The sequence below is a fragment of the Pedobacter sp. G11 genome, from assembly GCF_003860265.1.
Taxonomy (GTDB): Bacteria; Bacteroidota; Bacteroidia; order Sphingobacteriales; family Sphingobacteriaceae; genus Pedobacter; species Pedobacter agri.
The window spans coordinates 3,796,720-3,814,096 of sequence record NZ_CP034190.1 but is presented as its reverse complement, the minus strand read 5'-3'; the positions used below and the strand labels follow the sequence as shown (position 1 = coordinate 3,814,096).

10 protein-coding genes and 1 riboswitch are annotated in these 17,377 nt (G+C 39.1%); of the genes, 4 read left to right on the top strand and 6 right to left on the bottom strand.

What is annotated here, in order from left to right:
* Positions 1 to 97 precede the first annotated feature (97 nt).
* On the bottom strand, positions 98 to 1,531 hold the full coding sequence (locus EA772_RS16435) for a SusD/RagB family nutrient-binding outer membrane lipoprotein (protein ID WP_124914161.1): 1,434 nt from the start codon (positions 1,529 to 1,531) through the stop codon (positions 98 to 100).
* 10 nt (positions 1,532 to 1,541) lie between these two features.
* Positions 1,542 to 4,715, bottom strand: a complete 3,174-nt coding sequence (locus EA772_RS16430) for a SusC/RagA family TonB-linked outer membrane protein (RefSeq protein ID WP_124914160.1) — start codon at positions 4,713 to 4,715, stop codon at positions 1,542 to 1,544.
* A gap of 336 nt (positions 4,716 to 5,051) precedes the next feature.
* A riboswitch (SAM riboswitch) is annotated at positions 5,052 to 5,155 on the bottom strand.
* A 91-nt stretch (positions 5,156 to 5,246) separates the two neighbouring features.
* On the opposite strand from EA772_RS16430, the gene EA772_RS16425 reads away from it, so the two are divergent.
* The 3 genes from EA772_RS16425 to EA772_RS16415 all read left to right on the top strand — a co-directional run bounded on the left by EA772_RS16425 (position 5,247) and on the right by EA772_RS16415 (position 10,240).
* On the top strand, positions 5,247 to 6,551 hold the full coding sequence (locus EA772_RS16425) for a peroxiredoxin (RefSeq protein ID WP_124914159.1): 1,305 nt from the start codon (positions 5,247 to 5,249) through the stop codon (positions 6,549 to 6,551).
* 326 nt (positions 6,552 to 6,877) lie between these two features.
* Entirely contained in the window at positions 6,878 to 9,592 is a 2,715-nt protein-coding gene (locus EA772_RS16420; RefSeq protein ID WP_124914158.1) for an outer membrane beta-barrel protein, read from the top strand.
* Positions 9,593 to 9,886: 294 nt separating this feature from the next.
* Complete coding sequence (locus EA772_RS16415) at positions 9,887 to 10,240, top strand: response regulator (RefSeq protein ID WP_124914157.1); 354 nt, start codon at positions 9,887 to 9,889, stop codon at positions 10,238 to 10,240.
* A 79-nt stretch (positions 10,241 to 10,319) separates the two neighbouring features.
* Here EA772_RS16415 and EA772_RS16410 read toward each other — a convergent pair whose 3' ends face one another.
* On the bottom strand, positions 10,320 to 12,809 hold the full coding sequence (locus EA772_RS16410) for a PAS domain S-box protein (protein ID WP_124914156.1): 2,490 nt from the start codon (positions 12,807 to 12,809) through the stop codon (positions 10,320 to 10,322).
* A gap of 102 nt (positions 12,810 to 12,911) precedes the next feature.
* Complete coding sequence (locus EA772_RS16405) at positions 12,912 to 13,451, bottom strand: hypothetical protein (protein WP_124914155.1); 540 nt, start codon at positions 13,449 to 13,451, stop codon at positions 12,912 to 12,914.
* Between the two features lie 240 nt (positions 13,452 to 13,691).
* Here EA772_RS16405 and EA772_RS22135 point away from each other — a divergent pair, with 240 nt between their 5' ends.
* On the top strand, positions 13,692 to 13,862 hold the full coding sequence (locus tag EA772_RS22135) for a hypothetical protein (RefSeq protein WP_168187587.1): 171 nt from the start codon (positions 13,692 to 13,694) through the stop codon (positions 13,860 to 13,862).
* 48 nt (positions 13,863 to 13,910) lie between these two features.
* Here the strand turns inward: EA772_RS22135 and EA772_RS16400 are convergent, their stop codons facing one another.
* Entirely contained in the window at positions 13,911 to 14,987 is a 1,077-nt protein-coding gene (locus EA772_RS16400; protein ID WP_124914154.1) for a calcium:proton antiporter, read from the bottom strand.
* A gap of 27 nt (positions 14,988 to 15,014) precedes the next feature.
* Positions 15,015 to 17,363: a mechanosensitive ion channel family protein gene (locus tag EA772_RS16395; protein WP_124914153.1), complete on the bottom strand. Its 2,349-nt coding sequence runs from the start codon at positions 17,361 to 17,363 to the stop codon at positions 15,015 to 15,017.
* Between the last annotated feature and the right edge of the window lie 14 nt (positions 17,364 to 17,377).

Here is a 17,377-nt window from a genome sequence, read left to right as displayed (position 1 = left end):
TCATGAACAAAAAAAAGCAGGTTCAAAGCTACATCATAAAAAAAAATGCCGCTGAAATAAATTCCAGCGGCACTTTTAGCTATTCTTTTAAGCGCTATTAATTCACATCAAACCAAAGCTTTGTGGTTAAAAGGTCAGCACCCTGACTAGCCACCGCGTTTTTATAACTTTGTCCGTTTAACGATTGCTCCGTTCCGGGATAAATGAAACGCACCGGAATCTGGCCATTTAATACTGTATTTACTGATGCCGAAAGCTGTGGATAATCTAAGCGGCGACGCTCTGCCCAGGCTTCCAAACCCTGGCCAAACAGTGCCAGCCACTTTTGCTCACCAATTGATTTTTTATAATTTGCGGCATCATACTGAACTGATGCCTGTGCAAGATAAGTGGTTGCAGCAGCATCTGACAGGCCAAACTGTTTTAGCGAGGCTGTTACACCCTGCTTATAAAGTTCAGCAGCATTTTCTGTTGTCAAGCCTCTTGCAGCAGCCTCTGCCCTGTCGAACAATAATTCCGCATAGCTGAAAATTACAGCTGGAGATTGCGGCGTTAAAAAATAGGCTCCCGGTTTTGAGGTTCTTGCGAAACCCAGATTACTGGCCTCTGAATTGGTTAATCCGTTCGGTAAACCAATATACTCCTGAGGGGTTGCGGTTTGTGTTTTACTGGCATAAATTGACAAACGTGGATCATTCAGTACAAACAATTTATCAACGATGGTTTTACTAATCCGATAATCGTCACGGGTATCAAATTGTGCACTCACAGGATTTTGTTGTGGAGAGATCTGATAAATCAACTGAGCAATATCAGCATTATCACTAATATATAAATCGCCATCCGCCTTAATCTCATCTAATACCTGTTTGGCTTTAGCTGGCTCTTTATCTGCAATTCTTAAAGCGATTCTCAGCCTCAAGGCATTGGCAAACTTTTTCCATTTGGTGATATTTCCGCTGTAGATAATATCGCCTGCAATCGCTTTCCCAGCAGGATCAAGCGTATTCTTAGCTGTTTTCAAATCTTCTAGCAAACCGAAATAAACGTCTTTTTGTTTATCATAAGCGGGTGTTATAAACTCGTTTAGCTTTCCTGCCTGACTATAAGGAATATCGCCATAAGCATCGGTAAGCAAAAGAAACGACCAAGATCTTAGCGTTAGAGCCACCCCACGATAATTCGGGTGAGCAGTGGTATTTCCAATTTCGATAATTTTGTTAAAACCGGTGATACTTTGCGAATACAGTGTAGACCATAAAGAGGTAAAACTACTGTTTGAATAAATAAAGCGGTCTTCTTCGGTGTATTGAACCTTTGCCCAATGCTGCACAAAAAGCAAACTGGAGTTCATATTATTCGTAGTTCCCCAATACGCATCGGCTGTATTTTTGATTGCAGCCGTAAGCAAATAATCGGGTTGTGCATTTTCTGTTGCATTCGGATTGATGTTTACTTCATCGAGTTCTTTACTGCATGATGCTGCTAAAAGCGAAACAAAAGCAGTGATGTATAGAAATTTCTTTTTCATGGCGATAGGATTAAAATCTGATATTTAAGTTGATACCATAAGTACGGGTAGTTGGATTCGAAAGGCTTTCTAAACCCTGGCCGTTGCCAGTGTTAAAGGCTACTTCCGGATCAATATCGGCTACATTGCGATGTAAGATGGCCAGGTTTCTACCTACTAGCGACACCGAAACACCCTGCAAACTTAACGGCCGAACCCATTTTGCAGGAAGATTATAACTCAATTTAATTTCGCGGAGTTTTACGTATGAAGCATCAAATATATTGGCCTCATCAATGGTACGAAACGATTTGTAATAGGTTTGTGCAGGAAGTATTTTTTCATTGCGTTTTCCATCGGTTGTTACGCCATCGAATATGATACCATCGTCGTAAACAGTTACACCTGCCGGCGCCGCAGCACCATCAGCCAATCTTACTGTTCCGTTTGCTTTTACATTTCCCGGATAGTAATAGGAAATCCCACCAAATTCTGCCGCTCTTCCAGGTAAAGTTGAGGCCAAAACGCCTGTGTAAGTTCCTGTTGCATAAGTACCGTTGTAAATCGATCCACCAAAGCTGGCATCAATTAAAACACCTAAACTAACGCCTTTATAAGTGAAAGTATTTGATATGCCTCCAATCCAATCTGGTGTATATTTACCCAAAACTCTTTTGGTAGGATCGGTTTGTGGTGCACCAGTTGCATTCACTACGATATTTCCGTTGCCATCTCTTAGAAATGCATTTCCAAAAAGTGTTCCGTAAGGTTGACCAACAGCTGCAATTACCTGAGCAGAATTGGTCGCCACTACATAATTTTGCAATAAACCCGCTTTATCTAATTCGATTACCTTACTTCTGTTTGCCGCATAATTCACATCAATATCCCAGGTGAGTTGTTTTTTAACTGGTGTAACTCCCAGCTGAACTTCTATACCTTTATTGTTGATCTTTCCAGCATTCAGTAATTTAGATCTGAAACCTGTACTTTGGCTCACATCAACACTTAAAATCTGATCGTAACTGTTTGTATTATATAAACTCACATCAAAACGAAGGCGTTTTTTAAATAGAACTGCCTCTGCTCCCAATTCGGATGATGTGGTGGTTTCAGGTTTCAAATCAGGATTCAAATCTGTAGTGGATGCTGTGAGTTGAGGGTTGCTTCCAAACGGAGCGCTGAAAGAAAAAGTGTTAATCAAACGATACGGATCGGCATCCTTACCTACTTTAGACCAACCTCCGCGAATTTTGGCATAATCCAACACATCGCTTTTGATGTCAAAGGCTTCCGTCAATACCAAACTTCCGTTAAATGATGGATAAAAATAAGATCTGTTTTGTGCCGGCAACGTTGATGACCAGTCGTTACGGGCGGTGATATTTGCAAAAAGGTAATTTCTAAATCCAATTTGTGCCGATGCGTAACCGCTATATGATTTCAGTTTACTGTAATTATTAGAGGAAGTCAGTGGATCTCTCGAATTGCTTAACGTGTATAAACCCGCAACCGCAAGTCGTGGGGCGCTTTGATCATTTTGTTCGATATATCTCGAGCGGATATTCGTTCCAAGCAAAGCCTCTAAACTGAAATCATCATTAAGCTGTTTGGTGTAGTTCAGCGTTGCATCGGTATTGTTTTCATTTACGGTAAAGGCACTTTCGCTGTATGATCCAAACGGGGTTCCGTTGGTGCCATATGCAATTCTGATTTTACGACGATCGTTGTAGTAATCTGTTCCTGAACGGAAATTGAAATTTAACCCGTCAGTAATTTTATAATTCAGCCCAATATTCCCAATGATCCGGTTTCGGTTTTGTGATACCGTATTTTCATAAGCCACCCAGTATGGATTACTATAATAGCTGTTGTTCCAGTTGAAAGTATTCCCGTTCTCGTCGAGATAGTTTTTCAGTTGGTTGATATCAACCTGCCTTCCAAACCAGGTAAACTGAAGCATGGTGCTTGTCGACCGTGAACCACCCGTTCCAGGCAAATTGTCTGAACCTAGTTTACTGTAATTTGCATTGGCCGTAAGGGTTAATTTTGGTGTAATCCTTAACGTAGTATTTAAAGCGAATGAATTTTTGTCTTGCCCAGAATTTGGCACTACCCCAACCTGTTTTAGATTATTATAAGATAAGCGATAATCGAATTTCTCTCCGGCATCTTCAACAGCAATACCATTCGAAAGCGAATAACCGGTTTCAAAAAAATCACGCACATTATCAGGATTGGCTACAAATGGAACAGCCACCCCTTTAGAAAAAAACTGAGGAATCAATCTGCCATCCATTCTCGGGCCCCAGCTTTCATCCACGCCATCATTTGTACCAGCACCTTTACCGTCTACATAGCTGAATTTACCTTCAGATCCCTGACCAAAAACATCCTGATATTTCGGGAGGGTAAGTAAACTTTCAATAACCCCGTTAGAATTAAAAGTAACCCCTAAGCCCTTTTTTGATTTTCCCGATTTGGTTTTAATAATAATAACTCCAGCCGCCGCTCTCGATCCATACAATGCAGCAGCATTTGGTCCTTTAAGCACACTGATCGATTCGATATCATTTGGATTGATATCCGAAATGGTGTTTGCATAATCTCTTGCGCCAGCTGAATTGAGTTGTGAGTTATCCACAGGAATCCCATCCACTACAAAAAGCGGCTGGTTATTTCCTGAAATGGAAGTTTCACCACGAATAACCACCCGGGAAGACCCCATATCGCCCTGGCTATTGGTTACGCGAACACCGGCAACTTTTCCTGCCAGTGCATTTACCAGATTGCTTTCCCTGGCTTCTGTCAAGCTCTCCCCCTTGAGCTCCTGAACCGCATAACCCAGAGATTTCTTTTGTCGGGATATGCCTAATGCGGTAACGACTACCTCATCTAATGCATTATCGCCGTCATTTAAAACCACATCCAGCACTTTATTATTTTCTGATACCTCTACCTCTTTCGTGGCAAAGCCGATATAGGAAAATACCAACGTGCTTTTGCCCGCAACAGTAATGGAAAAATTTCCTGTTCCGTTACTCGTTACCGCTTGTTTAGTACCTTTTACAAAAATAGATACGCCAGGCAGCGTTTCTCCTGATGAACTTTTTACCGTGCCCGAAATTGCAAGATTTTGTGCTCGAACGAATGGTGAAAGCAATAGCAAAAATAGTATTGCTGGTAGCTTAATTTTTTTAAACATAATAGGTTAAATTGATGATTAGTTAAAACTGATGTGAAAAATTTAGGCAAAGCAATTCCACCCCGCTTTTAGCGATTTTTTTAAACACCTTGATATTGATAATTTTAGTTGGAGATGGTATATGATGAATTTAATTCAAACACATACCCTTACACATTCGGCCTCGCCAATACATGTTAAAATTGTTGAACTGGGTAAATTTTTGCTCGTTAGTCTTTTTCATTTATTTTTTCTGATAGATCAATACTTATCAATTGTGGAAAATCAGCCTACAAAAAAAGCACTCCTGTAAATCAGGAGTGCTCTCATATATGATTAATGATTTGGCCTTCAACTGACTTAACTACCCCAAACAACTCTGGGATGGAATTAGCACCATACCCTGAGGGCTGGTTGCTAAGGTTTCACAGGGCCATTCCCTCCACCTTTCTTGATAAGTATTTTAAAATAACTGGCGCAAAGATAATATAAAAATCATAATGTCTACAAATTCTATAGATTTTATTGAAATATTTTTTCTTAGCCAAAATCATGTCTACATTTGCTTTCTCAATTGAACATCATCCCATGAAAATAAAATATATTGCAATACTAATAGCCGGATTGTTAACCCAAAAAGTTGCCGCCCAAACAAAGATTAAAACATACACAAAAAACCTAAAGCTCCAAAACACCTTTCAGGCGAGTGGAATTTGGAGAGGTGTTTTTAACCTAAAGCCTGGCGTTGAGGTTCCTTTCAATTTTGAAATCAAAAATAAAAACGGGCAACCCTACCTCAGTTTTTTAAATGCCGATGAAAGCTTCGACGGCGGATTTGTAAAACAGAAAAATGATTCATTATGGATTAACCTCGATCAGTTCGACAATGTGCTGGCGTTTAAAATCCAGAAGGATTCGCTTGTGGGTGTATTGAAAAAACAAGATGGATCTGGCAAAGCACTTCCGCTATCAGCCAGCAAAGCGAATCAATATCGTTTCAAAACAAATGATCAAACACCTGATGCGGATTTTTCCGGAAAGTATGACATTGTATTTAAATCACAAGATGGCAAAAATGAAAATGCGGTCGGACTTTTCAAACAGGTAGGAAATAAAATTACAGGTACATTTCTCCGCATCACCGGCGATTCCCGCTATCTTGAAGGCAGTGTAGATGGAAATCAATTTTACCTTTCGGGTTTTATAGGTTCCAGCCCATCTTACTATAAGGGTACATTCTCAAAAGATGGAATAATTCAGGGAGAAGCAGTTAGTGCAAGAGGAAATACGCCATTCACCGGAAAACAAAACGAGAATGCGGCCCTCCCCGATGCTACCAAATTAACCTTTTTGAAAGAGGGCTATAAAACGCTGAACTTCTCTCTCCCCGATGTAGATGGCAAGAAAATTTCATTAACGGATGATAAATTTAAGAACAAGGTCGTGATATTAACCATTACCGGCACCTGGTGCCCTAATTGTGTGGATGAGGCATCATTCATTTCGCCTTGGTATAAGGAAAACCGTAACCGTGGCGTAGAGGTTGTTGGTATCCACTACGAGCGCCAGCTTGATTCAGCTTATGTAAAAAAGGCATTAGGCAGATTTCGTGATAAGTTCGACATTCAATATGACCAGGTAATTGCAGGTAAACCTGATAAAAAGCAAGTTGCCGAGTCACTTCCGGGTCTGAATAATTTCTTATCCTTCCCAACGATGATCATCATCAATAAAAAAGGCGAGGTTGCGCAAATCCATACCGGTTACAGCGGACCCGCAACAGGAAAATATTACACTGATTTTGTAAGCGCATTCAATGCGGAAATTGATGGATTGCTGAAACAAACCAATCTGTAGCGCAGTGCTATTTCCTCTTTAATATCTCAACCCTAACTATTTTGCAATATCATCCTGTTCGTATATTGGTCGATCGGGATGATCTTCTTTGTTCTGCGGCCACGAAATAACACCTGTTTGTTAACTGATCTTTTCGGCTGTAGCTAATTTTATTCTTGTAACAAATATTTTTCATTGCAATTTCCTACCTGAGAAGCAGTCTTCAATATTTTATTTATCTTGGTAAATCGTTTTAACATCGCTCAACATCGGGTATCTAATTGGAAATGTTGTTGAGCTGTTAACATTTAACTAAACAAACCCCTTAACCTCTCATCAACATCTAAATGCTCAAATCAATTTTCTCGCTGCTCCTCGCATTCATTTGCTTGCAGGCTTTGGCGCAAAACAAAACAACTGTTAAAGGAATTGTTGCCGATTCTGCATCCAAAGCACCAATGGAATTTGCCACTGTAGCCGTTGTTAATGCGAAAGACACTTCGTTGGTATCTTATACTTTAACTGATAAAAACGGAACCTTCAAACTTTCTGGTATCGCTGTGGATAAACCTGTCAAAATCATCATTTCTTTTGTAGGTTATAACACCATCCGCCAAAACCTGCATTTACAAAAAGAATTAATTACAGATTTAAAAACCATCTACTTATCTGGTAATACCTTAATGGATGTGATCATCTCGGGTGAAAGATCACCGGTAACAGTTAAAAAAGACACCATAGAATTTAACACTGAAGCCTTTAAAACCAGGCCTAATGCAGTAGTTGAAGAACTGTTGAAAAAGCTACCTGGCGTACAGGTAAATGTTGATGGTTCGATTCTGGTCAATGGAAAATCGATAAGTAAGTTGCTAATTGACGGAAAACAGTTTTTTGGCGATGATCCTAAAGTGGCCACCAAAAACCTGGATGCGGATTTGGTTGCGAAGATTCAGGTTTATGATGACCGGGAGAACGATCCTGATCATTTGGTGAGTAATTCTGAAGTGAGCAAAATTATTAACTTGAAACTAAAAAGTAAGATTAAGAAAAGTACGTTGGGCAAAGTTTATGCCGGTGGCGGAAGCAGAGATCGCTATGAAGCGGGAGGAATTTTAAGCAATTTCAGAGATACGCTCCAGGTAAGTTTAATTGGTTTGGCCAATAACTTGAACCGCACTGGTTTTTCCGGTCAGGAATTATATACTATGGGTGGTTTCGACAGATCTGGCGGTGGCGGACAAATCTATGATGGCACTTTTGGTGGCCGGGGTTATGGTGGCATTGAAAGTGTGGCTTCGGGAGGTGTCAACATCAACAATAACTATGGCAAAAAACTTAAGCTTAACCTTACTTATTTTTTCACCCACAGCGACAACCTTTACAATGGAACAAATTATATCGAGCAAACTGTAGCGAATACTACTTTAATTAATAACTCCAGAAATATGAGCAATAATAAAAGTAATAAACATGCTATAGGCGGCTTGGTGGAATGGGTTCCTGACACGATGATGCGCATCAGGTACGAACCAAAGTTAAACCTCAATTATCAAAATAACAGAAACGAAAATAGTAATAGCAGTTCTAACTCGTTGTTGCCCCGTTTAAGTGAAAGCGCCGGGCTTAATACTTCAAATGCTAATAATAGTGGTTTCTCACATAACTTTATGTACTACCGAAGGCTAAAGAAAAAAGGAGAATCGATTAATATTACACATTCGCTGCAGATAAACAGCAACAATAATGAAGATTTTAATAAGTTCCGGCTAGAATCTTTTTCTACGGAAGTGAAATCAGAAACACAGGATCGATTTAGAGAGGGCTGGAACAAATCCAATTCTGGGGATTTGTCTGTAACTTACAATTATCCTTTAAGCAAAAAGCTAACATTGGAACTGAATTCCGGAACACGTTTTTACAGCAATACGGATCTGGCAAGTACATTCGAATACAATCCATCTACAATGCTTTACGATTTTTTTCTTACCAACCTAAGTAACGATTTACAGCGTAATGTTTTCATTCAAAGCCTTCGTCCGCAGTTGTTTTATAAAATCACTAAAGATTATAGCTTAAGGGTATCTGTCAAGGGAGAATATCAGGATGTACGTAATGAATTTAATTTCGGTTATGAAGATATCAATCGTAAATATTATAACTTTTATCCATCTTTCAGGTTTGATGCACCAAGTTTTTCACTGAGTTATGATGAGCGTTTAGACCTTCCCGGAATTTCTCAGATGCAACCCATTGCCCGCCAATATAACCAGCTATACACGGCTATAGGAAACCCTGATTTGAGGGCAAACCTGGTACGCACATTAAATCTAAATGTATACAAATACATCCCTTCCAAGCAGATTAATTTCAATTTATATTCTGGCTATATCTTTAGTAATAACGGAGTTTTACAACGTAGTAATGTGAATAGCGCTGGCGCTACTGTAGCCAGCTTTGTTAACCGTAGTGGTTACAGAAATGGCTACCTTGGCATGAGTGTTGGTAAGCAGTTTAAAAAATCGCAGAAGTGGCAAGTTGGTTTAAATACCTCGGCAAGAACAAACCTCAACCAAAGACCTTTTATCCTTAATGCTGACGAAGGTTTTCAAAATTCACTGGATATTGGTTTTGGAGAAAACATCAACCTAAATTATGGCGACTTGCTTAGCCTGAATGCTAAATATGATTTCTATAAACAGATGACCCGCTACAAAGATGTAGATTTTGCAAAAGTGAATACTTACACCCACTCTGCCGGTGGAGAATTTAGCCTGAGGTGGCCAAAAAGGATTATTTTAGACGCTAATTATACGTATTTTTACAATCCTCAAATCGGGCAGGGTTTTCAACGCAGTTCACATCAACTTAACCTTGCGCTTTCCATTCAAATGCTGAAAAAAGATCGCGGGCAGCTCAAGCTTTCGGTTTATGATTTATTTGATCAAAACATTTCGATAAATCGTTACGCCTTTAATAACGCAATAGGCATATCCGATCGAAATATCCTTCGCCGTTATTTTCTGGCCACTTACCAATACAAATTAAATGTATATAAGAAATAAAGCATTTATTTTCCGCTAGGCGATAACTAAATTCCTTTAAAAGTAATTATAATACGTTGCATCTTTTGCTTAATGATAAACATTGAAGTTTTTCATCATCAACAAACCAAAATAAGTAAAAGATGTTTATACTTATAAAATCGAAAACCCTTGTACTAAAATCCCTATTAAAAAATCAATGGAGCAATCATCTCAGCCATTTTTTTACCTTTTCATAAGGTATTTCCTAGATTTTAGCTGCTGTTTAAGATTTTACATCAAAGAAATTTAGAAAATAAAAAATCAGTCCCACACATGCGTAAAGTTTTAATTATTGAAGATGACATTGACATTTTGAACGTAATGACCACAATTTTGAAAGACTCTTATCACGTACTTCCCATTTCTTCTCCCCGCCAGTGGAAAAACGATGTGGAAGAATTTCAGCCAGATATTGCCATTATTGATGTGCACCTTGGAGATGAAGATGGAATTAATATTTGTAGAGAATTAAAATCAAATTCAAAAACTTCACACATCAAACTTGTGGTAACAAGTGCTCTGGTAATTCAGCCTGAGCGTTTAAAAGAATACTGCGATGCTTATTTAGAGAAACCTTTTGAGATTGATAATTTTACCGAGATTATTGAAGATGTACAATTGAAATGATTTGATTAGTAAGATAATGCAATAGTCACATTGATGAACCTCAAAAAGAAATTCCTGGAAATATTGGCCTGTAAATTGTTCAGGAGTTAAGTGGTAAAGAAACATAAAACGTTGAACCTTCACCGCGTACACTCTCTACCCATATTTCCCCAGAATGACTTTTAATAATTTCTGCTGAGAGATAAAGGCCAATTCCAAATCCTGCAATATTGCGGGCTTCCACATTCTGAACCCGGTAGTATCTATCGAACAAATGCGGCAGGTCTTCTTGAGGAATACCTTCACCTTCATCCTTCACACTGAAGGTAAGTGTATTGTTAGCTTTTGTGCAAGACAATAATATTTTGGAATGGATTGGTGAATATTTCACCGCATTGCTAATGAGATTATTTACAACGTGTCCAATTTTATCACGGTCGCCGATCAGGATGATCTCTTCTGACGAAGTGAACTGGATGTTATGAGTGGAAACAATATGTTTGTACTCATCTTCGATATCAGCTAAAAGTTCAGAAAAATTAAAGCGTTGCCGATCGAGGTGAATTTTTCCAGATTCCAGCCGGGAAACATTCAAAAAGCCGTTAATCATGGTAGTCATTTTGGTTAACTGCCGCCCCATCTTATCAAGCACTGAACCGGTAAAATCATCGCCGGTGTTTTTGAACAAACGCTGCAATACTTGCAGATAACCTGTTATTGATGTTACCGGTGTTTTAAGTTCGTGGCTTACCATGGCGATGAAATCATTTTTCCGTTGTTCATCTTCTTTTTGAGGCGTAACATCCATGACCACCGCATACACACTTTCATTTACGCCATGAATATCCTGGTTTACTTTACCTACCACCCGCATCCACCTGCGTTCACCGCTTATTAGATGGCGGATGGCGTAAGTACTATCAACTGGACTACCAAATTTTACCGCATTTTCTAACACTTTATTTACCTCGGGTATAAAATCCGGCTCAACAGACTCCAGTACCATTTCCCAAGTAATTTCACCATCTACGGGAAGACCGTAAAGCGACCGATATCTGCCCGACATATCGGCAATACCGGTTTTTAAATCTAAACTGCAACTGCCAAGTTCCCCTGCATTAAATGCCGACTGCAGGTTTTCCTCGCTTAGTTTCAGCTTATTATTTGCCTGCTGCAACTTTTCATTTATAAGAAACTGACTTTCGTTGGCTTCGATCAATGCTTTATTAACAGACTGAATTTCTAACAAATATTGCTTTTCTTCCGTTACATCTAAACTTGAGCAAATAAAGCCATCAAAATTTCCCGATCCATCGAAAATCGGATTTCCTTTGATTCGTAACCAACGGTAATTCCCTACCTTGTCGAGTATTCTAAATTCATTAAAGAATGAAGAGTGAGCTGTTAAAGCACTTGCGAAAATTTCTTCAACTTCAGCTCGTTCATTTGGATGAACAAATGATGACCAGTCAAAATCTTTCAAATCTTTGGTTTTCCATCCCGTCAGGTTTACCCATGCATGGTTCAGATAATTTAAATTTCCTTTCGCATCATTCGTTGATATTAAAATATCACTGGCCTCGGCCATGGTACGAAAACGTTGCTCGCTCGCCGCAAGCGATCGTTGTGAACTTACCTGGTGGGTAACATCGAGTGCAATACCCAAAACGCCAGATATTTTCCCCAGTTCATAAACAGGCCGATATATTACATCGTAAAAACCGACAATTTTCTGGCCGTTACGTTCCAAAATAACCTCCTCTCCCATAAGTTCAAATGGAACTCCGGTGCGATAGACATTATACAAAACATCAACAATCGGCTGCCCTACAATCTCCGGTACGCCTTGGAATAAAGTTTTACCAATAATATCTGGCTCTTTACCTAAAAAGGTTAACATTGCTTCATTAACAACCTCGAAAACCATATCTTCTCCACGAAAAACCTGCATTGCTACCGGACTTTGTTCAATCAGGTTGCGGTATTTTTCTTCGCTAAGCTTCAATGAATCCGTACGACGTTTAACCTTTTCTTCCAGATAGAGATTTGTTTCTCTAAGTTCATTTAACGTTTTGGTAAGCTTTTTATCCATCAGCTCCCGCTCACCGTTAAGCTGTTCGATTTCAATGAGGCTTTTCTGCTGATCTACCTTTTGCTGCTTCACCAGGTTACTCTCCAACACAAGTTCAGTAACTTCTTTTACCAACTGTATAATGTAGCTTAGTTGCCCGTCTGCATCAAAAACCGGTGTGTGGCTAATGCTCCAATATCGCTCAACAAATTGATGAGTATTCAAATCTTCGAGATCATATCTAAGTATGGGCATGGCATTCGCGGAATTCGTTTGAACCACTTCAGATAATGCCGCCCTTAGTATTTCAACTGCTTCAAATCCGGAATCATCAGGATTGTTAGGAAAGATGTCAAAGATGTATTTACCTTCAATTGCCATTCTGGATCGATAAGTTGAAGATAAATAAAGATCACTTGCAGTAAGAATATGGAAACTTGGTGATAAAACCAGGTACATTTCAGGTAAAGCATGGAAAGTATTTAAAGTGTCTACAGACGGCGGGGAGTAAATTTTCATTGAAATACCTGGTTATAAGCCTAACAAAATTAAATATTAAATACCAGGTACGGGGTAGTTTCTTTACAACTAATCGTAGTTAGAAATAACATACTGATCAATTTAAAATACACGAACCACAAAATCCTCATTGAAACTGAAATCATAAACTTTAAACTCAATCGGCCATTCGTCTTCTACCAGATGCCCTATATATTCAGCAAAAAATCTTTTAAAACTGGTGAAATTAATTCCTGGAACAGTAACTATTATATATTCACTATCATTTTTAACCAAAACTTCTGCCACAAAGTCTTCCCAGTGTTGTTTAATTTTGGCAGGCAAGCGATTAAAGTTTTGCTGATCGATAAAGTCACCAATTTTACAAATACTATCCACATCAAGTTTCGCTTCATTAAGCGCCAGCCATCGCCCATCGGTTTTAGTAAGTGTTGCAACAGGTGAACCGCCGGAGAGCACCTGCCATGCCCCTCCTTCGGCTAGCCTTACCAACTGATAAGCCACTAACTGATCTTCCTGATTAAAAAGATAGTCTAGCATCATCATGTTAGAGCCTGCCACCAATTCACCATTATAACTACCTTTATTATCTTCCATGCCCAAATATTCGATTTGTTTCACCTGTAAAGTGATATACTGCATTGATAACCAGTTAACGCATTTTATGGTTTTAATTATTGAAAAAAACCTGCGAAATTTTGATGTGGTACTGTGATTTATTTTAATTTCGACAGAAAACTTAACTTATTGGAAATTTGAACAATAAAAGTTAAAAACTGACTTTTTAAGTAGAAATGTCAGGACAAAGAAATATTGAATACTAAATTGTTTCAAATGCGTAAAATGGATTAATTTTTGAATTGATTTTCGAAAGTCATCCATATGAAAAAGTTTATCCCATTTTTATTTGCTACCGGAATTTCGATTATTGCCATTTTATCCTCCTTTACACTTGATGATCCTGAATTAGGCTTATCAACCGCAGTTTTAAGCTGGATAGCTTGCTTATGGCTTGTTTCTGGAAAAAATGATTGCCAAGGATGCTTATCTTAAGCTTCAAGTATAATTTATATTTTTAAATAAACCATCCGGTTGCCCTCTTTAAGGTACAACTGTGTAAAAAAGATAAGAGGCAAATATTACCAGCAACACAACCCCTTGTTGCACATTGGTTTTTCCTGTAGCCAGCGAAAACATTATGGTAATCATAGAGAGCAGCAGCAGAACAGTAGAACTCATATCAATTCCTAATGTAATGGGCATTTCGAAAATGATCGATACCGCAGCAACAGCCGGAATCGTTAACCCGATGCTGGCCAATGCAGAACCTAAAGCCAGGTTTAAACTGGTTTGCAACCGATCTGATTTAGCTGCCCGATAAGCGGCCAAACCTTCTGGTAGCAGCACAATTGCCGCGATAATTACACCAACCACCGATTGAGGTGCACCCAAATCGATAACCATCACCTCGATATCTTTAGAAAGTAACTTAGCCAATACAACAACCGAAAACAGGCTGATCAATAACAAGATCAAACTGGCGATGGCTGTTAGTTTAGTTGGCGCTTCCATGTGTTCATCTTCTGAGCTTGTATTTTTAGGCAGAAAATAATCTCTGTGCCTAACCGTTTGCATGAAAATAAAACCGCCGTACAAAACTAGTGATACCAGCGAAACAAAGATAAGCTGGCTAATGGTATATTCACCCACTTTCGCACTTAATGTGTAGTTGGGAAGAATTAGTGTAAGCACCAAAATAGATGCAAGCGTAATCAAAGCCGCATTTACACCCTGAAGCTTGTAGAGCTGTTCTTTAAATTTAATTCCACCCCTGAGTAAACATATGCCAACAATCGCTGTCAGGATAATCATCACGGCAGCGAAAACGGTATCTCTGGCGAGTTCGCGGGTACTATCGCCGCCTGCTAACATCAGTGAAACAATTAAACCAACCTCAATGGTGGTGATGGCCAAAGCCAGGATTATGGTACCATATGGTTCACCAACTTTATGTGCAATTACTTCGGCGTGATGCACTGAGGCTAAAACGCTGCCGATTAAAAGCGCAGCAAGTATAACTTTTACGATTACACCAGAATCAACACCAGTAAAAAAATAGGCTACCGCACTAATTATTGGAAGGGCAATAGTCCATTTTGGTAAGTCAAGATTTTTCATATTTGTTAGTTTTCGCAATTTATAAATTTATACAAGCTTAATGCCTGCTTGCTGAAAAGCGGTCATCAAACGAAGTAGCGTATCGCTTTTAAAAGCCGCCTCTACATAAACATTATTAATCCACACCAGAATTTTAAGTTCGATGCTATCAGCAGCCAGGTTATTAACGAGTATTTCTGGTGGAAGATTGGTAACCGTATGCGCTGAACCTTTAATCACCTCGGCAATAATTTCCTGTAATTGTTGCATATCAACCGAAGAACCAACTTTAAACAACAATTCAGATTTGAGGTAATCATTACTCAACGTCCAGTTCACCAATCTTCCGGAAAGTAAATCTCCGTTAGGAATGATCACTTCAGAGCCCTGGGGCGTTAGTAATTTGCTCGACCGGATGCCTATATCCTGAACCTTCCCTTTCTTATCCGCCAGTTCGACATAATCCCCAATTCTAAAAGGTTTCTCAAAAATAAGAATGATCCCTGAAACAAAATTATTTACAATATTTTGCATACCTAAACCTATACCAACACCAAGTGCCCCTAAAACAACTGTGAGTTTATCCATCGGAAGTCCGGATGCTGTAAATGCAAGTAACAGGCCGATCACAATGATAATCAATCGAAACAATGCAACCTTTGAGCCTTTGTGATCACTTGCGCCATCAAAACTGATCCGTTGCTCGCCAAAAAGTATAGGTACGTGTTTTTGCAGTTTATTGGAGATGTAAATGATCACTACAAAAAACACCACATTGCCCAAAGAGAAATGAATACTGCCAAAAGTTCGCTCTTTGGATAGTAAAGTATTCATCAAACTGGTTATACCGGAAGTCATACCCAGATTGTTAAATAATACCATTAACCAGATGATGAAGCTAAATATGGCCAGTACCTTTTTGAATTTGGACTTTAAAGTATCAGGATTAAGCCTGGAGAAAAAACCTTTATTACAAGCGCTGATCTTGATCTGAAGTTCCAGCGCATCAATCATAACCTGGGCAAAAACCGCTAAAGAGATGATCTGCGTAAGGCTTATTACGCCCGCCAGTCCAAACGCTTTGGCCAAACTAATTCTTCCAAAAATATTGAGAATGACAGCCAGCCCGGTCATGAACACTAAAACAGCCGTTGCTATTTTAAAAAACCTTTTAGGGAATTGGGGGATTTTCACAGACCGATACATCTTGATGCCAAGCAGTAAAAAAAGCAGATGGATGCTTAACAGAATTATTCTTGGTAAAAAAGCTTCGCTGATCAGGCTGGAAGAAAATATCAGAAAGATAAAGGCGCCTAGTATTAAAAACCAGGTATTTAGTGCTTTTTTTGATAAAACTTTTCGCAAATGAATTGTAATCACTACCATTAGTACCAGTTGCACCAATTCAATATATATAGAAGGCGCATCTGGCTGAAAAACGGGCAATATGCAAAGCAAAACAATAGTGCTGGCCATCACAGGATAGGCCCTTAAATAGTCGAATTTGATTTCTCCTATTTTTCGTTTAACCGATAAACGTCTGGAGGTAATGAAATTGCGATGAACCCATACAAAAAAAATCGCTACCAGTATCAGCACCAGCAAACATATATCCCATGTGGAGTTTAGAAAGTATTGAAGAATTTCTCCCTGTCCAAAAAAAGCATCTGACAACCTTGCACTGATCTGGCTTAAGCTAAAAAGATTCCACGGTGCTGCCCAGATGTATGGCACCTCACGGTTGGCGGCGATTCTACCGGACTTTTCCAACTGCTCATCGAGCGCCACCTGCAAATCATTTACTTCAATCCCCATGGATGAGGCTTTTGCCAGTAGTTCGCCAACTTTTGAGAGATTTTTCCCGGTAACCTCGCCCACATCCTGTAAACGAAGTTTAATTTGCGACAATTGAGGCTTATATAATGCTTTCTGCGCATCCTGGTCATCGATCAAGAGCAATGAGTCAGCACTGAGATCAACTACCTGCTGAGACATTCTTTGTAGTTCGGAGTTGCTTTTCATCAACCTTCCCGAAAGTGATGAAAGTTCAGTTTGAACATCCTTCAGAATTAATTTATAACTCATCAGGCTCCTGTTCTCCGTACTCTGCTTACCCGTATTTAAATCTCTCCTTACTGAAGCAATGCTTGATGCAAGCATATTCAATCGCTCCTGTACCTCAAGCACCCCGTAGCCCTTTTTGTTGGCCGCATTAACTTCTGTAATAGCCGCCTGCGCAGTTTGAATTCTAAAAAGTAAGGTATCCGGAATCACCTGTATGGAATCCTTCGCTCTTTTTAATGAATCCTGTGACCTTACTGAACCAGTAAAAATCAACATGGAGAAAATAAAGATAAAAACCGAACGTACGTAAAGCAAGGGAAAAAAATTAAACATATTTCTAAAAGGAT